The sequence below is a fragment of the Kitasatospora sp. P5_F3 genome (assembly GCF_054049135.1).
Genome location: NZ_JBFUMY010000063.1, coordinates 16788 through 36801 on the forward strand (window position 1 = coordinate 16788; position 20014 = coordinate 36801).

The window sequence follows — 20014 nt, forward strand, 5'->3', positions numbered from 1 at the left end:
GAATTCCCAAGGGGAGGGTTCGTCCATGTCGCCTGCCACCACCACCTGCGCACCATCCGTACCGGCCACGATCGGAGCGGCCGCGGGGGCCGACTCCGCCCGCCGGCCGCTCACCTTCGACCGGCCCGTGCCGCGGGCCAGCGTGCACAAGAGCGCCGACCGTGAGGTGCTGATCACCGACGCACGGCGGCTGACCGGGGACCGGTACGCGGTCGCCGCCCGCTGGTCCAGGAACCACCTGCTCGACCACCGCCCGGAGGCGCTGACCAGCGATCCGCTGCTGCTGGTGGAGACCGTACGGCAGGCCGCGATCCACCTGGCGCACCGCTTCCTGGACGTCCCGGCCGGTCATCCCTTCGTGATGCAGGACCTGGACTTCGAGCTCTTCGGCGACCGGCTCCCGGGCGGCGGCCGGGCCGGGCTGCCGGTGCTGCTGGACGCCACCTGCGTGCGCCGGATCACCGGGCGGCGGTTCCGGTTCGCACTGGAGGCCACCCTGCTGGTGGACGGGGTGCGCTGCGCCCGGATGGGGGTCCGCTGGGAGGTGCTGCCGCCCGCGCCGTACGCGCTGCTGCGCGAGCGGGCCGGCTGCCGGGCCGGGGCCGCGCCGGTCGGCCGTCCGCTGCCGCCGGACCGCCGCGACGTCGTACTTGCCGACGATCCGGCGCTGCCGCAGGGGAGTTGGCGGCTGCTGGCCGACCCCACCCACCCGGTGCTGTTCGACCACCCGTGCGACCACGTGCCCGGCACCGTACTGCTGGAGGCGCTCCGCCAGGCCGCCGGCAGGACCGTGCCCGGCTGGTCACCGACCGACGGGCGGCTGGTCTTCCACTCCTTCGGCGAGCACGGCCGGGAGGTGACCGTCTCGGCCCGGGTCGAGGACGGCCGGATCCTCACCCTGGCCACCCAGGACGGCCGCCAGGTCGCCTCCGCGCTGTTCGACGCCCGGACCGTGGCCTCGTGCTGACGGAACGTCGGGCGGACGCCCGCTGCGATCGGCGCGGCCGGGGCCGTCGGCCGGCGACCGGCCAGGCGGTCGCCTTCTTCGACGTGGACGAGACGCTGATCGCCGCCAAGAGCATGGTCGCCTTCTGGCAGCACTGGGCGCCGGACCGCCCGGACGAGCTGGTCACGCTGCTCACCGGGCCGCTCACCAGGGCCGAGCGGAACCGGGCGTACTTCCGGCTGTTCGCCGGGGTGCCCGCGGACCGGCTGCGGGCGGCCGGTTTGGACTGGTACCGGAGCTTCCGGACCGGTCCTGACGCCTTCCTGCCCGGCTCGGTGGCCGCCCTGCGCGGGCATCTGACGGCCGGTCACCGGATCGCGCTGGTCTCCGGCTCCTGCCGGGAACTGCTGGCCCCGCTGGCCGAGGAGCTGGGGGCGGAGCTGATCCTGTGCACCGAACCCGAGCTGGACCGGACCGGCCGGCTGACCGGTGAGGTGGCCGAGCCGATGATCGGCGAGGCCAAGGCGGCCGCGGTCCGCCGGACCATCGCCGCCCTCGGCCTGCGGACGGCGGACTGCTACGCCTACGGCGACGACGCCACCGACCTGCCGATGCTGCTCGCGGTGGGCCACCCGGTCGCGGTCGGCACCGACGCCGGTCTGGCGGAGCAGGCGGCCCGGGCCGGCTGGCGGGTGCTGGGGAACTGAAGGGCGGCGGCTCCGGGCCTCGGGGTCGCCGCTCACCCGGCCTCCAAAAAATACCTTCCCGTGGGTATATTAATGACGGTCCATCAAGGACCGGAGGAGGACCGCCATGCATGTCCGAGCGGACGGAGCGGAACGAAGATGAACAGCACGCTCGACCTGGCCTGCCTGGGCATCGGCCCGGACGCCCTCCGGGTCTACCTGCACCTGCTCGACCACCCGCGCTGCACCGACCTGCCCGGCGAGAGCGGCCTGCCGGCCGGAGCGTCCGAGCGGGCGCTCACCGTGCTGGCCGGGCACGGGTTGGTGCACCCCGGTCCCGACGACGGCCCGTGGACCGTGGTGGACCCGGCCGGCTCGGTGGAGCGGCTGATCGAGCGTCGGTTCACCCAGCTCAACGACGACCTGCGCCGGGTCGCCGCCGTCCGGACCGCGCTGCCGGAGCTCTGCGCCGCCTTCCGGGACGGGCACCGGGACGAGCCGCCGGTGGAGATCGAACGGCTGGAGGGGGTGGCCGAGGTCCGGTCCCGCCTGGACGACCTGGCCTTCTTCGCCCGGCACGAGGTACTGGCGCTGCAGCCCTCGTACTCCCCCGAGATGATCGCGGTGGCCCGGCCGCTCGACCTGCGCTGCCTGCGCCGGGGCGTCGGCCTGCGGACCGTGGTGAGCCAGGAGGCCGCCGAGCACCCGGTGACCCACGCCTACCTGCGCGAACTGGCCGGGCTCGGGGCCCGGATCCGGGTCAGCGACCGCGCGGTGGAGCGGCTGGTCGCGTACGACGAGGAGGTCGCGGTGGTGCCGGTGGACCCGCGGCGGAGCGGGCGCGGCGCGCTGGTGATCCGTCAGCCCGGGCTGGTCTCCAGCATGGTGCGGCTGTTCGAGGAGATCTGGTCCTCGGCGTACGACCTGGAGGGGCCGACCGCCGCCGGTCCGCTCAGCGCGGCCGACCGGGAGGTGCTGCGGATTCTGTGCGCGGTGGACAAGGACGAGATCGGCGCCCGGCAGATGGGGGTCTCGCTGCGGACCTTCCGCCGCTACGTGGCCGATCTGATGCTCCGGCTGAACGCGGCCAACCGGTTCCACGCCGCCATGCTCGCCAAGGAGGCGGGCTGGATCTGAGAGCGGAACCGGATGGCCGCGCTCAGCGTCACTCCCAGCCGTTGTCCATTTCGCTCCCCCGTCCGTGGCTTGCCGATCATGCCGGGCCCGCTGCCCGACTTCGTCAAGTCTGCCGCCCCGGCGGGCGGACAGGACGGGTCGTGATCGCCAGCAAGCTGCCAGCGCACGACATCTTGGTGTCACCCCTCGGCCAACCGCCAGGTCCGCAGCGCCGGGTCGGCCAGTGCCCGGGTGACCTCGGCCCGGAGCGCGGTCAGGCTGGGGGCGTACCCGGTCAGCTCCAGCAGCCCGGTGGCCGGCGCGCGATGGACGGTCCGCCAGCCGGGCGGCAGGTGGGCCAGCAGCCGGACCGCACCGATCGGGGCGACCCCGGCGGCCAGTGCGTCCTCGGTCCCGACCAGCACCCGGTACGGCGTAGTGCTCTCCATCAACGGGCGACCCTTTCGGCGTACTTGGTAGGTGCACCATCATCTCCGTGCCCGGAGCGTCCACCTGGCGGACCGTCCGTCAGCAAGCTGCGCGGCGCTGACAGCTTGCTGACAGCCGGACCGATTGCCGTCAGCCGACCAGCCAGCACCGGGAGCAGGTCGGCCAGTCCGTCCCGGTAGAAGTGCCCTCCGGGCAGGGTGAGTTCCTCGAATCCGCGGTCGGTGAGAGCGGCCCAGCCGGACAGCAGCTCGGCCGTCACCAGCGGATCGTCCGCGCCGCGCACCGCGAGCACCGGGCAGCCGACCGGCTCAGGGCCGGCCGGGCGGTAGCGGGCCGCCGCCGTGACGTCGGCCTGGAGCACCCGGCCGAACAGCAGCCGGGCCGCCGGGTGCGCCCTGAGCACCGGGGGAAGCCCGCCCAGGTCGGCCACCCGTTGCCACAACTCCTGGTCGGTGCCGACCAGTTCGGCGGCGGTCGAGTGCAGCCAGGGCGGCGCCGAGGCGCTCACCAGCAGCAGCTCGGGTGCCCGGCCGAGCGCGTGCGCCCGGGCCGCCCAGGCGGCCCCGAGCAGTGCGCCCATGCTGTGCCCGACCACCGCCCAACGCTCCCCCGGGGCCGGGGTGTGCTCGGCCACCAACAGGTCCACCAGCGCGGGCACCGAATCCAGCAGCGGTTCACCCAACCGGCCGCCCCGGCCCGGCAGTTCGACCGCCACCGGCTGGACGCCGAGACCGCTCAGCCGCTCCGGCCAGTCCTTGAACACCCCGGCCGAAGCACCGGCCGGGGGGAGCAGGAACAGCTTCATGCGGGCACCGGCACGGCAGCCGCGTCGACGGTGGCCAGCTCGGCGGTCACCACCCGGCCGAGTGCGCCGAGCAGCGCGGTGTCCTTCACCTCGTTGCCCAACTGGGCCGTCCGGCACAGCATCTTGAGCATCCGCCAGGCCCGGACCGCCTCGTTGAGCGCGGCCATCAGGCCCGCACCGCCGTCCGGCAGCCGCTCCCAGGGCTCGGTGCAGCGGGCGTACGCCTCGATCAGCGCCAGGTAGGCCCGCTCGGTCATCAGCGCGGAGGTGTACGAGTTGGCGAACTGGGCGTAGCGCCGGACGCCGCCCGCCGCCAGCGCGTCGGTGAACGCCTGCCGGTACGACTCGATCTCCCCGGCCAGCCGGGCCCGGTCGGCCAGGAACTCGTCCACCGCGCGCGCCTCGCGCTCGCGCACCGCACCGGACTCCAGCAGGCCGAGCGCCCGCTCGCCGACGTTCAGCCGGTAGAGCGTGTCGTGCTTCTCGTAGACGTGGAACAGGTTGGAGCGGACCGACTCGACGAACAGCTGCCGGTCGAAGGTGAGCGCCAGCGTACGGGTGCCGACGTTGTCGATGCCGGTCCACGTCTCCGGGTCGAAGTCGATCACCGTGACCTTGTGGCCGTTGGTGCGGTGCTCCTGCAGGTAGTACTCCTGGAAGTGCTCGTGGTAGTAGCTGTCCACCCGGGCGATGCAGTGGCCGTGCTCGCGCACGGTGGCCTCGATGGTGGCGGCCAGGTCGCCCTCCACCGGCAGGTGGTACTTCTCCACCCCGAACTCCTGGAGCAGCACCACGTCCCGGGCCGCCTCGCTGTCCAGCAGGTTGCGGCAGGTCAGGCCGCCCCAGTCGGCCTGGATCCGGGGCGCGCCGGCCACCAGCAGGAAGGCGGCGAACAGGCGGCTGGGCAGCAGCTGGGCCAGGCTCACCACGTGGCAGTCGTAGTAGACGCTCTCCACGGCCTCCCACTCCAGGCCGGTGACCCCGGAGCGGTGGCTGATCTGACCGGCGTTCATCTGGTGCTCCCGTAGGCGAGGACGAGCTTGGTGGGGGACCGGAACGAGAAGCCCTCGATCGGGTCGGGGTGCGGCTCGGCGAACCGCAGGCCGGGGCAGCGCTCCAGCAGGATCCGCAGGGCGGTGATCACTTCGGCGAGCGCCATCCGGCGGCCCATGCACTGGTGCCGGCCCGCGCCGAACGACAGGTGGCGGGCGGCCGGCCGCTCCGAGTCGAAGACGTCCGGGTCGGGGAAGACCTCGGGGTCCCGGTTGGCCGAGCCGAGCAGGACGGTCAGCAGCGAGCCGCGCGGCACCTCGGTGCCGAGCAGTTCGCCGCCGGTCCAGATCCGTACGGTGCTGTGGATCGGCGGCTCGAAGCGCAGCGTCTCCTCGACGATGCCCTCCAGCAACTCCGGCTCCGCGTAGGCACGTTCGAGAAGTTCGGGGTGGGCGCAGAGCACGTGCAGGGCGTTCGCGAGCAGCCGGTTGCTGGTGTCGATGGCGGCCGGGATGAGCAGGCCGATCTGCCGGACGATCTCGTCGTCGGCCACCTCTGCGCCCTCGGCGGCGGCGGTCAGCAGCTGGCCGATCACGCTGCCGTCCGGGGCCGGGCGGAGCTCGTCCACCCGGCGGTGCAGCAGCTCCCGCATGCCCGCCCAGGCGGTCACGGCCGCCCGCCGGGTGTCGGGGGTGGCGGCGTCGAAGTAGCCGATCACCGCGTCGGTGCAGGACTGGAACTCGGCCACGTCCTCGGTCCTGACCCCGATGATCTGCGACATCACCCGGATCGGGACCTCGTTGGCGAAGCCGGCCACGAAGTCGGCCCGGCCGCTGCCGCCCAGGCCGTCGATCACCCGGTGCACCGAGTTGGGGACCAGGTCCTCCAGGTAGCCGGGTACCGCGGGGGCGGCGAAGGAGCGGTTGGTCAGCGAGCGCAGCCGGGCGTGCTCGCGGCCGTCCACGTCCATCACGGTCCGGCCGAACAGCACCCGGGAGGCCCGGAACGGGCTCTCCACCGAGGCGTTCTTGTCCTTCAGCACCGCGCCGACCGCCTGATGGGTGGTCACGTAGTAGGTGCGGTCCGGCTCGGACCAGACCAGCGGGCCCTGCTCGCGCAGCCGGGCGTACGCGGGGTAGGGGTCGAGCCGGAAGGCCGGGGAGTCCAGCCCCGCGGTGGCCCGCTCGGCGGTGACGGTCATCGGGCCTGCTCCCCGGTGACGGCCCCGGTGCTGACCGCGACGAACCGCAGCCGCCAGTAGTCGGCGTACCAGCGGCCGTCCCGGCGCAGGGTGGGCCCGGCCAGCTCGCCGGCCCGGCGGAAGACGTCGTCGTGCTCGGCCTCGGGCAGGTGGGCGACCAGGGCGGAGCCGAACATCCGCAGCCAGTCCACCACCCCCTCCGGGCAGTCGTGCAGCTCGGTCTCGCGCGGGAAGTGCTCGATCCGGCTGACCCGGAAGCCGTTGTTCTCCAGCAGTTCGGCGTACTCACCGGGCTCGGGGAAGTACCAGGGCGAGCGCATGCCCGCGTCCTGGCCGCGCTCGGCCAGCGCGGTGCGCAGCGCCTCGACGATCCCGGCGACGTTGCGGGCGCCGCCCATCTCGGCGACGAACCGGCCGCCGGGGCGGAGTGCGCTGCGGACCGAGCGGATCACCTGCTCGGGGCGGGTCATCCAGTGCAGGGCGGCGTTCGAGAACACCGCGTCGACCGGCTCGACCACCTTGAAGTCGTGGCCGTCGGCCAGCACGGCGGGCTGCCGGAGCCGCTGGCTGGCGGCCACCACCATCGCCGGGTCACTGTCCACCAGCAGCACCCGGGCGCCCCGGCCGCGGATCTGCTCGGCCAGCTCGCCGGTGCCGCAGCCGAGATCGAGCACCGTCTCGCCGGGCTGCGGGGCGAGCAGGTCGAGCACCCCGCCGGCCAGCCGGGAGACATAGCCGAACTGGCTGTCGTAGCGGCCCGCGTCCCAGGCCGGGACCTCGACGGGCTGCTCCAGGATTTCCTGAGTCATCGTCATCCTCTCTCGATCTGCATGAGCATCAGTTCGTCGGTGCCACCGGCCAGCGCCAGCCCGAAGCCGTCGCGCAGCGCCCGTTCGGCCGGGTGGCCGGTGCAGTAGCCGTCGGCGCCGGCCAGCTGGATCGCCTCGTCGGCGACCCGGCGCAGCAGCACCGAGGCCCGGTACTTGCACATCGCGGCGTACGCCGCCGTGCAGCCGCCCTCGACCAGCAGCCGGACGCCCTGGAGCGCGGCCGAGCGGACCTCGGCCACCTCGGCGGAGAGCTCGGCGAGCAGGAACCGGACGTGCTGGTTGGTCAGCAGCGGGCTGCCGAAGGTCTGCCGGTGCCGCGCTCCGCTGACCGCGTCGTCCAGCACCGCCTGGGCCAGTGCGGTCATCCGGACGGTGAGCATCACCCGCTCGTGGATCCAGTGCCGCATCAGGGTCAGCAGGCCCTGCCCGGCCGGGGCCAGCACGGCCAGCACCGGGGCGGAGCGCAGGCTGATCGAGCCGGTGAGCCCGGTGTGGCCGGAGCCCGCCAAGGCGGTCACCTCGACCTCGTCTGCGGTGGCCTGCCGGGTGTCCACCAGCAGCAGGGCCGGGCCGGTACGCGGTCCGGTGTGCCGCTCCGGGTCGTCGGCCAGCACCAGCAGCAGGTCGGCGAACGGGGCGTTGCTGATGAACCACTTCTCCCCGGTGACGGTGAGCCGCTCCCCGTCCCGGCCGACCCGGGTGGTCAGGGTGGAGAGGTCGCTGCCACCGTCCGGCTCGGTGGCGGCCAGCGAGACCGTCACGGTGCCGTCCAGCAGCCCGTCCAGCAGCTCCGGATGACCGGTCAACAGCCTTGTGCCGACCTCCAGTTGGGTCAGTACGGCGGCGCCGGGGGCACCGTTGGCGACCTGGGCGAAGGCGGTGTGCAGCTGGATCGCCCGGCCGAGCGCCAGGCAGCGCGGGCTACGGCCGTCCGGCTCGGGGGTGGTGGCCGGCCAGGCGGCCCGGAGCAGACCGGCCGCGCCGAGCGCACCGATCAGCTCCCGGACCGGCGGGACGGCCGGATCCTCCCAGCGGTCGGTGGCCAGCAGCTCCGGGTGCGCCGCCACGAAGGCGGCCACCCGGTCCGCGTAGTCCTGGTCCGGGTTGGCGGCCGGCTCCCTGCGGGTGACCAGCGGGGCCAGGTCGGGCTGCGGCGAGACGGCGGTGGTGGCGGCAGGGCCGGCGGTGTCAGTCATCCCAGCCCGCCAGCCGTGCCAGGGTGGTCATCATCATTTCGTCCGATCCGGTCGAGATGGAGAACAGCCGGGCGTCCCGGAACGCCCGGTTGGCCGGGCTCTCGGTCAACTGCCCGGCGGAACCGTGCAGATGGAGACACTCACGGGCCACCGTGCGGGCCAGCCGGCTGGACCGGAGCTTCACCGCCGCGGAGGCCGAGCGGTAGTCGGCGCCGCCCTCCCAGCGGTCGATCGCGGTGTACGCCAGCTGCCTCGCGCTCTCCACCTCGGCGCGCAGCCGGGAGAGCCGGAAGCTGACGTCCTGTCGGCTGCCGATCGGGGCGCCGAAGCTGATCCGCTGGTCCAGTCGCTCCCTGGTGCGCTCCAGCAGCCGGTCGGCGATGGCCAGCGCGCGGCAGGCGGAGATGATCCGCTCCTGCTCGAACTGCCGTAGCTGGGTGACCAGTCCGAGCCCGTGGCCGCCGATCCGGTACTCCGTCGGTACGAAGACCCGGTCGAAGTCGACCGTGCCCGCCACCCCGGCCGCCCGCAGTCCGAGCGTCGGGGCACCGGGCGTCACCGTGACGCCCTCGCCGAGCGGCACCATCAGCAGCACGTGGCCGAACGGTCCGCGCGCCTCGGGCAGCCGGGCCAGCACCGCGAACGCGTCCGCGTACAGGCCGCCGACCACCCAGCGCTTGCTGCCGGTGAGCAGGTAACCGCCCTCCACCGGCGTGGCGGTGGAGGTCACCGCGGCCACGTCGGAGCCCGCGCCCGGCTCGGAGACCGCGTGCGCCAGCACGCACTCCCCGGTGAGCGCCGGCCGGAGGAAACGGTCCACCGCAGCCGGGGTGCCGCCCTCGGCGATCATCGGGGCCACCATGTCGTTGTGCACGGTGAGCGTCATCCCGACACTGTCCGAGGACAGGCCGCCCAGACACTCGGCGAACACCACGTGCTCCCAGGCACTGCCGCCCGCGCCGCCGTGCTCACGCGGGAAGCGCAGCCCGAGCCAGCCGCCCGCGCCGAGCCCGGCCAGTACCTCGCGGACCGGGAACCGGCCGGCCGCCTCCCAGTCCGGGATGTGCGGTTCGACCTCGGCGGCCAGGTGGGCGGCCAGGCCGGCCCGCAACTCCTCCTGGGCCGGGGTGAACCAGCCCGTTCTGACACCCTGCAGGACGGTCATCGGGCCCCCACGAGTTCACGCAGCCGGACGGTGTCCGGCTTGCCGGTCGACAGCGCGGGGAACTCGGGCACCAGAACGAACTCGCGCGGCACCATGTAGCGTGGCAGTGCCCCGGCCACGTGCGCGGCCAGTGCCGCCTGGTCCACAGCGGCCCCGGCCCGCAGCCGGACCACGCAGGCCAGCGCCAGGCCGTCCCGCTCGTCCGGGGCGGCGGCCACGAAGGCCTGGGCCACCGCCGGGTGGGACTCCACCGATCCGCGCACCTCGTTCAGGTTGATCCGGTAGCCCCGGATCTTCACCTCGTCGTCGGCCCGCCCGGCGAAGGCGATCACACCGTCCGGTCCGCGCCGACCCAGATCACCGGTCCGGTAGTGCCGGACCCCGGCCACCTCCAGGAAGGCGGCCGCCTGCTCCTCCGGTCGGTTCAGGTAGCCGGTCATCAACTGGTCACCGGCGATCAGGAGTTCGCCGGGCCCGTGCTCGGTGACGGTGCCGTCCGGGGCCCGGAAGGCGACCGTGACGCCGGGCAGCGGCGTACCGATCGGGTAGTGCGCGGTCCGGTCGGGCTCGCGCTCGGCGATCGGCTGGGCCACCACCAGGCAGGTCGCCTCGGTCGGGCCGTAGCCGTTCACCACCCGGACCTGCTCGGCCGCGGCCAGCCAGGACTGCACGGTGGCCGGGTTGAGCACCTCGGCCCCGGTCATGATCCGGCGCAGCGAGCCCAGCCGACGGCCGGTCAGACCGTTGCCCTGCTGGGCCAGCAGGGTCAGCGTGGAGCCGACCGCCGCCAGGTGGGTGACCCGCTCCCGTTCGATCAGGTCCAGCAGCAGCGCGGGCAGCGGCAGCGCCGGGCCCAGGTGCACGGTGGCGCCGTGCAGCAGCGGCAGCAGCAGATCGACCACCGAGACGTCGAAGTGCAGCGCCGAGGTGTTCAGGCAGACCGACTCGGGGCCGATCTCCAGCAGCGGCCCGACGCCCGCGAAGAACGCGTCCAGCGCCCGGTGCGGGATGCAGACGCCCTTCGGAAGCCCGGTCGAGCCCGAGGTGTAGAGCACGTACGCCAGGTCCTCAGGACCGACCTCGGCCGGCCGGAACGGCTCGTCGGCGTGCTGCTCCACCAGGTCCTCGACGGCCAGCAGCCGGACCGGTCCGAGCTCGGCGGTCAGCCGGGGCATCCTGCCCCTCGGCCCGAGCACCGCCGCCAGTCCGGCGTCGCCGACCAGGCTGCGCCGCCGGGCGGCCGGGGCGGCCGGGTCGAGCGGTACGTACGCCGCACCGGCCAGCAGCACGCCCAGCAGGGCGGTCACCGCGGCGGCCGACTTCTCGCCGTGCACCCCGACCAGGGCGCCCCGGCCGATACCGCGCCGGCGCAGTCCGGCGGCGACCGCGGCCGCCTCCCGGTAGAGCTCGCGGTAGCCGAGCTGCCGCCCCGAGGTGACCAGGGCGGCCCGGTCGGGCGCCGCCTCGGCGTGCCCGGCCAACGCCCGGAGCAGACTGCCGGTCACCTGGTGCCCCGGCGGACCACCAGGTCGATCAGTGCGCCGAGGCTCTCCAGGGCGTCCAGATCGTCCGGCTCGGCGCCGAACTCGACGCCGTGGTCACTGCTCAGACGGACCGTCAGCTCGACGGCGTCCAGCGAGTCCATGTTCAGGGCCCGCATGAAGTTGTCGTCGGCGGCCAGCTCGGCGCCGACCTCGCGCTTCTTGATCACGCCGAGGGTGTGGATCAGGTTGTCCCGGACCGTGTCGGCCACGATGGTGCTCATGTGTTCGCCTTCGTTGTCTGAGTGAGCGGGATGGGAGGAGGGGTGTCCGCCGGGGGGCGGGTGCGGCGGGTGCCCTGGGAGAGGACCGTCCAGGCGACCGCGGCGGTGACCAGTGCGGTGCCCAACAGGGCGCCGGTCGGCAGGTGTTCGTCCAGCAGCAGCCATCCGAGCAGCACCGCGACGACTGGGTTGACGTACGCGTAGGTGCCGGCCAGCCGCTGGTCGACCTTGGTCACCAGCCAGATGTAGGCCCAGAAGCCGACCAGCGAGCCGAGCAGCACCAGGTGCGCCCCGGCCAGCCAGAACGACACCGAGGTGAGCGCCTCCGGCCGGATCCGGGCCCACTCGCCGCCGACCGCCGAGGCGGCCAGCAGGGCGAGTCCGCCCGAGACCATCTGGACCGCCGAGCTGAGCGCGGGGCCCGCGGCTGGCCCGGCCGAGCGGTCCGGCCGGGCGGCCAGATGGCCGGCCAGCGCCCAGACCGCCGCGGCGCCCAACACCTGGAGCGAGGGCAGCAAGGGCCCGGGCTGGAAGCCGAGCAGCAGCGCCACCCCGCCCAACCCGCAGGCCACCACGGCGAGATCGGCCGTGGTCGGCCGCCCGCCGGTGGCCGCGCGCAGCACCAGCGTCCAGAGCGGCACGGTGGCGAAGCAGACACCCGCCGCCGCCGAGGGGAGCCGCTGCTCGGCCACGCTGACCAGGCCGTTGGCGCACAGGAAGTGCAGCACCCCGAGCAGGGCGAACCGCCCGGCCCGGCCGCGCAACCGCTCCCGGACGCCGTGCTGGTTCTGCGCGCCGTACGTGCTCTGGGCGCCGTACTTGTTCCGCCGACGGGCGACCCAGGCCACCGCCGTCAGCAGGATCGCCCCGGCGGCGGTGAACCGGACCCCGGCCGCGAACAGCGGGGGCGCGGCACCGACCATCACCCGGATGCCGAGGAACGTCGAGCCCCACAGCACCCACACCGCGAGCAGTGCGGCGATGACCTGGAACCGCCGGTGCGAGCTGGTCACCGGGACCAGGCCAGGCTGTGATCCAGGTACCTGGCCGAGGAGTTGAGCCGCCACAGGGCGCCCCGGGTCATCGCCCGGCGGGTGGACGGGTCGGCCGCCGCGGGCTTGACCACGTTGGCGAACCAGCCGCTGGCGTGGTGGGCGTCCACCCCGATGTGCAGGTCGTGGTAGACGATCGCGGCCGGCGGCAGGTCCAGCCGGCGCCAGGCGTGCAGCACCTGGGAGAACCGGTCGGGCACCAGCCACTCGGTCATCGCCAGGAAGCCGACCGCCTCGGGGAACAGGCTGCGGTAACGGCAGCACAGCACCGCCAGGTTGCCGCTGAGCAGCGCCTCGGCGGTGAGGCCGCCCTCCAGCTCGGCGTCGCTGATCCCGAACGAGTCGATGATCTTGCCGAACAGCAGGGTGTGCACCTGCAGCGGGTCGCCGTTGCCCATCTCGTCCCAGAAGTTGGTGGCGATCTCCAACTTGGCGCCACCGCTGGTCCCGAGCTGCATCAGGGCCAGCAGGTCGTCGAACCGGGAGTCGACCGCCGACTCCTGCACGATGTACCGGCGCAGGTCCGAGGGGTTCGCCTCGTTCCGGACGAACTCGTGGTAGTACGGGTGCTTGAACGCCCGGTGCGCGCGGGTGACTTCCTTCAGCCACGGCACGTAGCTCTCGGCGTCCTCGGGGGCGCCGGCCAGCACCTCCTCGTCCAGGCGGGCGTCCTCGGCGGCCATCGTGTCGAGCTCCAGCCGCCGGGTCACGGCGTGCAGCACGACCGAGCCCTCCGCCGAGGCACCGCTGGGGAGTTGGAGGTGCAGGGCGTAGATCCGGGACAGCAGGTACTGCTGCGCGAAGAACGCGTCCTCGTCGCCGGCCTCCCGCAGGACGGCCAACGAGCGGATGGCGTCCAGTAGTTCGGCCTGGACGGCGGGCTCGCCGAAGGCCCGGTCCAGCTCCTCGGCACCCCGGGTCAGCCAGGGCAGGAACGACTCGACGAACTCGCGGGACGGGCGGGCGCCGAATCCGGGGGCCGGCTCGGCCGCATCGACGGCGGTGACCGGCTGTTCGGCCGTTGCGGTGCTCATGGTTCTCCTCGGGTGTGGGATTCGGACGGACTCAGGCCGAGGGCTGCCGGGCCGCGCGGCGCAGGAAGTAGGCGATCAGGGCCACGCCCACCGCGGTCAGCGCGACGTCCACGCCGACCCCGAGCTGGATGCCGTCCAGCAGGGCCGCGGCGGAGCCGGTGTCCTGGTGACCGGAGGCGCCGAGCGCCACCATCGAGCTGAGCAGCGGGATGCCGAGGGTGAAACCGATCTGCTGGGTGAGCGTGGTCAGGCCGGTGGCCAGGCCCTGCTCCTCGTTCGGCAGGCCGGAGGTGGCGGTCACGTTGAAGGCGACGATCGCGGTCACGTTGCCGTAGAAGCCGACCCCGAGCACCGCCAGGACCAGGGCGAACCAGCCCTTCTCCGCACCGAGGAAGAGCAGCGGCAGATTGGCCACCGCCTGTACCAGCAGGCCGCCGACCAGCACGTTGCGGCTGCCGAACCGGCCGATCAGCTTCGGCGCGCCGAGACCGGCCAGCACCGCGGCCACACCCGGCACCGCGAAGGCCAGGCCGGTGGCCATCGCCGAGTAGTGCAGCACCTCCTGGAGGTACAGCGTCATCATGAAGACCACCGCGGTCTCCATGCCGAAGGCCAGGAAGCCGCCGATGTTGCCCCACTTGACCGAGGGACGGTTGAGGATCCGGACCGAGGCCAGCGGGGCGACCGCCTTGCGCTCGATCAGGTAGAAGGCGGTCAGCAGCAGCGCGGCGAGGAGCAGCGAGCCGAGCGCGACCGGGTCGCCCCAGCCGGAGCTGCCGGCGGCGGTGAAGCCGTAGGTCAGCGCGAGCAGGCCGCCGGTGACCGTGACGGCGCCGGGGATGTCCAGCTTCACCTGCTCCGGGGTCCGGCTCTCCTTGATCACGGCGGGCGCCACGAACAGCACCAGCAGCGCGATCGGCACGTTGAGCAGGAAGGCCCAGCGCCAGGTCAGCACGTCGGTCAGGACACCGCCGAGCAGCGCACCGACGGTGAAACCACCGGACAGCAGCGCACCGTTGAGGCCGAGCGCCTTGTCGCGGAGCGCGCCCTCCGGGAAGGCGGTGGTGAGCAGCGAGAGCGCCGCCGGGGTGGCCATCGCGGTGGCCAGGCCCTGCAGCACCCGGGCCACGATGATCAGCTGCTGACTGTCCGTCAGACCACCGAGCAGCGAGGCGGCGGCCAGCAGGCCCATCCCGCCGAGGAACAGCCGACGGCGGCCGAACAGGTCACCGAACCGGCCGAACAGCAGCGTGAAACCGGCGGCCGGCAGCGCGAACGCGGTGGCCACCCACTGCAGGTTCGCCTTCGAGAAGGCCAGATCGGCGCCGAGGTCGGGCAGCGCCACGTTGAGGATCGAGAAGTCGACCGTGAGCATGAACTGAGTGCCCAACAGCAGGGCGAGGATCAGCTTGTGCTGACCCGACAACCGGGTCGGTGCCGGCGGCGGGTCTGCCACCAGGGGAGTTTCGGCCAGGACAGCCATCGGAGCGGGCTCGCTTTCTTGGAGTCAGTACGACTCCGAAAACGATGCCGGGCGCGGCCGGGCCGCCCCAGGGGTTCCGGGGTCAGCAAGCTGCAGGCGCGGTGGCAGCAACCTGGCAACTTTTGCACTAGTACATATATGTGTTGCACCTAGTTCAATGGAAGGCTAGCGTTGTCCGCATGACCGCGAAGCTGCCCTCCCCCGTTGTCCTGACCGGCCGTCACGTCCGGCTGGAGCCGCTCACCCCCGCCCACGCCGCCGACCTCTTCGAGGCGGCCGGGGGCGACGAGGAGGTGTTCCGCTGGGTCCCGGTCCCGATCCCCGGCACGCCCGACGAGATGGTCACCAACCTCACCGACCGGATCGACGACCCGAGCTGCGACCCCTTCGCGGTCATCCACCTGGGCACCGGCAAGGCGGTCGGCGTCACCTGCTACTTCGACGCCTCCGCCGGCGACGAGAGCCTGGAGATCGGCGGCACCTGGTACGGCCGCCAGGTCTGGCGGACCGAGGTCAACACCGAGTCCAAGCTGCTGCTGCTCCGGCATGCCTTCGAGGAGCTCGGCATGGGCCGGGTCTGCTGGAAGACCGACCACCTCAACGAGCGCTCGCAGAACGCGATCAAGCGCCTCGGCGCCCAGTACGAGGGCACCTTCCGCCGGTCCCGCCAGCGCCGGGACGGCAGCTGGCGGGACAGCGTGTACTTCTCGATGCTCGCCGACGAGTGGCCCACGGCCAGGGAGCGGCTGAGCGCCCGCCTCGCGGCGGGCTGACCTTCCCCCGGTCCTACTCCATGCCGGCGAGCACCAGCGGCAGCCGGCTGACCCCCGCCGGGGTGATCCGGACCGGAACGCCCCAGTCCTGCTGGTGGACGTGGCAGGCGGGGTACTCGATCTCCGGGTCGTCGTCGCAGGAGGCGGCCATCGCCGAGACGTGCAGGACGCCCTCGGTGAGCTGGTCCGAGAGGACCAGCTCACGGGTGAGGTCGGAGTCGGCGCCCGCGCCGGAGAGCAGCAGCTCGGGCGGGGTGGAGCTGACCAGCAGGCGGGTGGACGGGCCGTAGCGCTCGTCCAGCTTCTGCCCGCCGGGGGCCTGGAAGACCACTTCGAGGCGGAGCGCGCCCGGCGCCACCTCGGTCGCGGCGCGCTGGGTACGGTGCGCGACCGCGTCCACCCGGACGGCCTCCTCGGGGAGCCGGAGCCTGGTCAGCCGGTGCCGGGCCGACTCCACCACCACGATGTCCTCGCCCACCAGCACGGCACCGGAGGGCTCGCGCAGATCGGTGGCCAGCGTGCTGACCTCGCCCGTGGCCGGGTCGAAGCGGCGCAGCGCGTGGTTGTACGTGTCGGCGATCGCCACCGACCCGTCGGGCAGCACGGTCACCCCGAGCGGGTGCTGGAGCAGCGCCTGGTCGGCCGCGCCGTCCCGGTGGCCGAAGTCGAACAGGCCGGTACCGACCGCTGTGTGCACGGACTGTGTTTCACGTGAAACCCAGCGCACCGCCGAGGTCTCCGAGTCGGCGACCCAGAGCCGCTCGCCGTCCGCCGAGACCGCGAGCCCGGACGGCTGGGCGAACCACGCCTCCGCGACCGGCCCGTCCACCAGGCCCTCGTTGGTGGTCCCGGCCGCGACCGCGACCGTCTCCGCCACCGGGTCGTACGCCCAGAGCTGGTGCACCCCCGCCATCGCGATCCAGACCCGGCCGTCGAAGAACGCCACGTCCCACGGCGAGGAGAGGTCCACCTCGGCGGCCGGCCCCTCGGTCGGCGACCCCTGCCACCACTGCTTCCCGGTCCCGGCCAGCGTGCTGACCGAACCGTCCGCCAGCCGGACCGCGCGCAGCGCGTGGTTCACCGTGTCGGCCACCACCACGTCGTAGCCGAGCCCCTCGGGCGCCAGCGCCAAGCCCTGCGGCTCGCTGAACCGGGGCGCCGTACCGTCCACGAACCCGCGCTCGCCGTCGCCGATCCGCCGCACCACCGTCTCGCCGTCCTCGGCCAGCTCCACCAACGAGTGGTGCCCCGAATCCGCGACCAGGTAGTGCCCGTCCGGCAGCCGGACCGCCTTGCCCGGGAACTTCAGGTCCCCCGCCACCGGCTCCGGCGCCACGTACGGGCCGTCGCCGCGCCGCAGCGTGCCCTTGGCGGTGTGCTCCGCCTCCAGCTCCTCGACCAGCCTGGCGATCGCGTGCGCATGCCCCTCCCCGGCGTGCTGCGCGACCACGTACCCCTCCGGGTCGACCACCACCAGCGTCGGCCAGGCCCGCACGGCGTACTGCTTCCAGGTCACCAACTCCGGGTCGTCCAGCACCGGGTGGTGCACCTCGTACCGGTCCACCGCATCCACCACGGCCTGGTGGTCGGCCTCGTGCACGAACTTGGGCGAGTGGACGCCGACGATCACCACCGTGTCGCGGTGTTTCTCCTCCAGCTCCCGCAGCTCGTCCAGGACGTGGAGACAGTTGATGCAGCAGAAGGTCCAGAAGTCGAGGACGAGAATCTTGCCGCGGAAGTCAGCCAGCGACAGATCCTTGCCGCCGGTGTTCAGCCAGCCGCCCTTCCCCACCAGTTCGGGGGCGCGGACACGTGCACGAGTAGCCATGCTCCCATCCAACCGCATGACCCTGCGGCAGTATTTCTCCCAGCGGGATCCGACACGACGTCAGGCGGTGCGGGATGAAGTACGTGGTCAGGGAGCGGCTGTTCACGATCGGGGACGACTACTGGATCGAGGACGCGGACGGGGACAGGGCGTTCCTGGTCGATGCCAAGGTGCTGCGGCTGCGGGACACCTTCGAGCTGAAGGACCCGCAGGGGCGGGTGGTCGCGGTGATCAAGGAGAAGGCGCTGACCGTCCGGGACGCGATGAAGATCGAGAACAGCAGCGGGGACGTGGTGGCCACCGTCCGGAAGAAGCTGTTCACTCCGTTCCGGGACAAGTACCACGTGGAGCTGGCCGACGGGGGTGAGCTGAAGATCCACGGGAATCTGATCGACAAGGAGTACCGGATCGAGGCGCACGGGGAGACCGTCGCCGAGATCTCCCGCAAGTGGTTCCGGCTCAGGGACACCTACGGGGTGAAGGTGGCCGACGCGGCGGACGCCGGGCTGCTGCTCGCCGTCTCGGTCTGCGTCGATCATCTGGTGGAGGACTGACGCCCCCTCGGGCGGTCAGCGGATCAGGTGCGGCAGGAAGCGCGCGCCCTGGTGGGTGATCGGGCTGTCGTCGGTCTCGCGGATGCCGAGGCCGGCGGCCTCGCCGTCCACCACCCAGGTGCCGAGCACCGGGCGGTTGCCGTCGAAGTCCGGCAGCGGGCAGAGCTGCTGGTAGCAGAAGCCCTCGGCGCCGTACCGGTCCGGATCGCCCGCCCACTCGGCCAGCCGGGTCTGGCTGCCGTCCGGCTCGACGATCCGGACGCCCGCGCCCTCGCGGCCGAGCAGCGGCTTCATCGCGTACCCGGTCTGCACCAGCTCGCGCGGGCCGTCCAGGTAGGCGGGCAGCAGGTTGGGGTGGCCGGGGTTGAGCTCCCAGAGCACGGCGAGCAGGGCCTTGTTGGAGAGCAGCATCTTCCAGGCCGGTTCGATCCACAGCGTGTGGCCGGTGGAGCCGCCCAGGTCGATCCCGCCGAGCAGCGCCGGGGCGAACTCCTCCTCGGTCAGCCACTCCCACGGGTAGAGCTTGAAGACCGAGCGGATGAAGCGCTGCTCCAGGTCGACGAAGCGGCCGCTCAGCCCGTCCAGGCCGATGTCCTCCACGGCGATGCCGACGGTCTCCAACCCGGCCTGTTCGGCGGTCTCCTGGAGGTAGAGGGTGGTCATCCAGTCCTCGCCCTCGGAGTCGCCGCGCGAGTGCGCGAAGTGCACCGGGCCCGGCGGCAGCAGGTGCTTCTGCCGCTGCCAGGAGGCGACCAGCCGCTCGTGCAGCGAGTTCCACTGGTCGGCGCCGGGGAAAAGCTGCTCCATCCAGAACCACTGCGGACCTGCCGCCTCGATCAGCGAGGTCGGGGTGTCCGCGTTGTACTCGAACAGCTTGGCCGGACCGACCCCGTCGTACGCCAGGTCGAACCGCCCGTACAGCGAGGGCTGTTCGTCGCGTCGGCGCCAGGACTCGGCGATCACGGCGGTCAGCCGGGGGTCGGTCAGCCCGTAGTCGGCGTACCGCTCCGTCCGCACCACGTGCTCGACCGCCGTCAGGCAGAGCTCGTGCAGTTCCTCGACCACCTCCTCCAGCGCCTCGACCTCGGGCAGCGAGAACTCGTAGTACGCGCTCTCGTCCCAGTAGGCGTGCGGGCCGCCCTGGTTGCACGGGTCCTGGCAGACCGCGTAGATCAGCCCCTGGCTCTCCACGGTGGGCTGCCAGTCGGGGCGGGGGGCGATGGTGTGACGGCGCATCGGTTCCTCAGCCCCCGCCGGAGCCGGAGGAGCCGCTGGGGCAGCCGAAGCCGCCGCGCTTGGTGTCGCCCTTGGCGAAGGTGCCACCGGCGGCGATGCCGGCGCCGGAGCCGCAGTAGTACCAGCGGCCGGCCGCGGTCTTGCCGTCGGAACAGGAGTGGTTGTCCAGCACCTTGAGTGTCCCCGGGTCGACACAGCGGCGCGGGGTGCTGTCACCGGACGAGCAGCTGGTCAGCGCGAGGGCCAGGGTGCCGACCATGCCCAGGGCGACGAAGCCCGAGCGTCTGCGCTCGGGTACCGGAGTGGAGGTCATGGCGGACGATGCTACTGGGGAGGTCCGGAAACCGATCCGATGGGATATCTTTTGGCCGGTCCCGGGCCGGGACACCGACTCGTTCCTCCCAGGGGGCTCACCGTGCACGACATCGTCAACGGGCTTGGCGCGGCTGCCGCATTCGGCGCCGTGGGTGTGGTCCTGCTGCTGCTCGGCGTCGGCCTGGTCGACGTCCTGACGCCCGGCAAGCTCGGTCACCAGATCTGGGTGGAGCGCAACCGCAATGCCGCCGTGGTGCTCAGCTCCGCGCTGCTCGGGATCGGCGGGATCGTCTTCACCGCGATCATGTCCACGTACGACGACTTCGGTAAGGGCCTGGCCGCGACGGCCACCTTCGGGCTGCTCGGGCTGGTGCTGATGGCGGCGGCGTTCTGGCTGCTGGACGTCGTCACCCCGGGCAAGCTCGGCGCCATCCTGGTCGACCCGGAACCGCACCCGGCGGTCTGGGTCACCGCCAGCTGCAACCTCTCGGTGGCCGCGATCATCGCCGCCTCGATCGTCTGACCGGGCCTCGCCTGACCGAACGTCACGAAGGGGGCACCCACCATCCGGTGGGTGCCCCCTTCG

Annotated in this window: 21 protein-coding genes; 6 read left to right on the forward strand and 15 right to left on the reverse strand. The window is 72.9% G+C overall.

The features are described 5' to 3' along the window. The first annotated feature begins 25 nt into the window (after window positions 1–25). The 3 genes from ACXJMZ_RS28860 (at window position 26) to ACXJMZ_RS28870 (ending at window position 2769) form a co-directional block, all read left to right on the forward strand. Window positions 26–967, forward strand: a complete 942-nt coding sequence (locus tag ACXJMZ_RS28860; protein ID WP_457032976.1) for a ScbA/BarX family gamma-butyrolactone biosynthesis protein — start codon at window positions 26–28, stop codon at window positions 965–967. After that, window positions 961–1653: an HAD family hydrolase gene (locus ACXJMZ_RS28865; protein WP_457032977.1), complete on the forward strand. Its 693-nt coding sequence runs from the start codon at window positions 961–963 to the stop codon at window positions 1651–1653. Before ACXJMZ_RS28860 ends, ACXJMZ_RS28865 begins: the two co-directional genes overlap by 7 nt. 138 nt (window positions 1654–1791) lie before the next feature. Beyond that, window positions 1792–2769 (forward strand): helix-turn-helix transcriptional regulator, encoded by a 978-nt coding sequence (locus tag ACXJMZ_RS28870; RefSeq protein ID WP_457032978.1) that lies wholly within the window; start codon window positions 1792–1794, stop codon window positions 2767–2769. Between the two features lie 179 nt (window positions 2770–2948). Here the strand turns inward: ACXJMZ_RS28870 and ACXJMZ_RS28875 are convergent, their stop codons facing one another. From ACXJMZ_RS28875 to ACXJMZ_RS28930, 12 genes are read right to left on the reverse strand one after another with little or no spacing between them, the layout of a single operon-like run. After that, window positions 2949–3197, reverse strand: a complete 249-nt coding sequence (locus ACXJMZ_RS28875) for a hypothetical protein (RefSeq protein WP_457032979.1) — start codon at window positions 3195–3197, stop codon at window positions 2949–2951. Then, a complete protein-coding gene (locus ACXJMZ_RS28880; protein ID WP_457032980.1) occupies window positions 3197–4003 on the reverse strand; it encodes a thioesterase II family protein in 807 nt (268 codons plus the stop codon). The genes ACXJMZ_RS28875 and ACXJMZ_RS28880 overlap by 1 nt, the downstream gene beginning before the upstream one ends. Then, window positions 4000–5016: a hypothetical protein gene (locus tag ACXJMZ_RS28885; protein ID WP_457032981.1), complete on the reverse strand. Its 1017-nt coding sequence runs from the start codon at window positions 5014–5016 to the stop codon at window positions 4000–4002. Before ACXJMZ_RS28885 ends, ACXJMZ_RS28880 begins: the two co-directional genes overlap by 4 nt. Continuing rightward, window positions 5013–6197 carry a cytochrome P450 gene (locus ACXJMZ_RS28890; RefSeq protein WP_457032982.1) on the reverse strand — a complete coding sequence of 395 codons (1185 nt, stop codon included), beginning with the start codon at window positions 6195–6197 and terminating at the stop codon, window positions 5013–5015. The genes ACXJMZ_RS28885 and ACXJMZ_RS28890 overlap by 4 nt, the downstream gene beginning before the upstream one ends. Continuing rightward, window positions 6194–7006, reverse strand: a complete 813-nt coding sequence (locus tag ACXJMZ_RS28895) for a class I SAM-dependent methyltransferase (protein ID WP_457032983.1) — start codon at window positions 7004–7006, stop codon at window positions 6194–6196. Before ACXJMZ_RS28895 ends, ACXJMZ_RS28890 begins: the two co-directional genes overlap by 4 nt. Window positions 7007–7008: 2 nt before the next feature. Then, window positions 7009–8223: an acyl-CoA dehydrogenase family protein gene (locus ACXJMZ_RS28900; protein WP_457032984.1), complete on the reverse strand. Its 1215-nt coding sequence runs from the start codon at window positions 8221–8223 to the stop codon at window positions 7009–7011. Further along, window positions 8216–9388: an acyl-CoA dehydrogenase family protein gene (locus ACXJMZ_RS28905; RefSeq protein WP_457032985.1), complete on the reverse strand. Its 1173-nt coding sequence runs from the start codon at window positions 9386–9388 to the stop codon at window positions 8216–8218. Before ACXJMZ_RS28905 ends, ACXJMZ_RS28900 begins: the two co-directional genes overlap by 8 nt. Beyond that, entirely contained in the window at window positions 9385–10893 is a 1509-nt protein-coding gene (locus tag ACXJMZ_RS28910) for an amino acid adenylation domain-containing protein (protein WP_457032986.1), read from the reverse strand. Before ACXJMZ_RS28910 ends, ACXJMZ_RS28905 begins: the two co-directional genes overlap by 4 nt. Continuing rightward, window positions 10890–11153, reverse strand: a complete 264-nt coding sequence (locus ACXJMZ_RS28915) for an acyl carrier protein (RefSeq protein WP_057234363.1) — start codon at window positions 11151–11153, stop codon at window positions 10890–10892. Before ACXJMZ_RS28915 ends, ACXJMZ_RS28910 begins: the two co-directional genes overlap by 4 nt. After that, window positions 11150–12166, reverse strand: a complete 1017-nt coding sequence (locus ACXJMZ_RS28920) for an EamA family transporter (protein WP_457032987.1) — start codon at window positions 12164–12166, stop codon at window positions 11150–11152. Before ACXJMZ_RS28920 ends, ACXJMZ_RS28915 begins: the two co-directional genes overlap by 4 nt. Continuing rightward, window positions 12163–13239: an iron-containing redox enzyme family protein gene (locus tag ACXJMZ_RS28925; RefSeq protein ID WP_457032988.1), complete on the reverse strand. Its 1077-nt coding sequence runs from the start codon at window positions 13237–13239 to the stop codon at window positions 12163–12165. The genes ACXJMZ_RS28920 and ACXJMZ_RS28925 overlap by 4 nt, the downstream gene beginning before the upstream one ends. A gap of 31 nt (window positions 13240–13270) precedes the next feature. Next, window positions 13271–14722 (reverse strand): MFS transporter, encoded by a 1452-nt coding sequence (locus ACXJMZ_RS28930; protein WP_457032989.1) that lies wholly within the window; start codon window positions 14720–14722, stop codon window positions 13271–13273. Between the two features lie 179 nt (window positions 14723–14901). On the opposite strand from ACXJMZ_RS28930, the gene ACXJMZ_RS28935 reads away from it, so the two are divergent. Continuing rightward, window positions 14902–15495, forward strand: coding sequence for a GNAT family N-acetyltransferase (locus tag ACXJMZ_RS28935; protein ID WP_457032990.1), 594 nt, complete (start codon window positions 14902–14904; stop codon window positions 15493–15495). 13 nt (window positions 15496–15508) lie between these two features. Here the strand turns inward: ACXJMZ_RS28935 and ACXJMZ_RS28940 are convergent, their stop codons facing one another. Then, complete coding sequence (locus ACXJMZ_RS28940) at window positions 15509–17323, reverse strand: NHL domain-containing thioredoxin family protein (RefSeq protein WP_457032991.1); 1815 nt, start codon at window positions 17321–17323, stop codon at window positions 15509–15511. A gap of 74 nt (window positions 17324–17397) precedes the next feature. Between ACXJMZ_RS28940 and ACXJMZ_RS28945 the strand changes: the two genes are divergently transcribed. After that, on the forward strand, window positions 17398–17877 hold the full coding sequence (locus ACXJMZ_RS28945; RefSeq protein ID WP_457032992.1) for an LURP-one-related/scramblase family protein: 480 nt from the start codon (window positions 17398–17400) through the stop codon (window positions 17875–17877). A 15-nt stretch (window positions 17878–17892) separates the two neighbouring features. Here the strand turns inward: ACXJMZ_RS28945 and ACXJMZ_RS28950 are convergent, their stop codons facing one another. After that, window positions 17893–19113, reverse strand: a complete 1221-nt coding sequence (locus ACXJMZ_RS28950; protein WP_457032993.1) for a glutathionylspermidine synthase family protein — start codon at window positions 19111–19113, stop codon at window positions 17893–17895. Between the two features lie 7 nt (window positions 19114–19120). Next, window positions 19121–19426: a hypothetical protein gene (locus tag ACXJMZ_RS28955; RefSeq protein WP_457032994.1), complete on the reverse strand. Its 306-nt coding sequence runs from the start codon at window positions 19424–19426 to the stop codon at window positions 19121–19123. Between the two features lie 102 nt (window positions 19427–19528). Here ACXJMZ_RS28955 and ACXJMZ_RS28960 point away from each other — a divergent pair, with 102 nt between their 5' ends. Next, on the forward strand, window positions 19529–19951 hold the full coding sequence (locus ACXJMZ_RS28960; RefSeq protein ID WP_457032995.1) for a DUF350 domain-containing protein: 423 nt from the start codon (window positions 19529–19531) through the stop codon (window positions 19949–19951). Window positions 19952–20014: the final 63 nt, after the last annotated feature.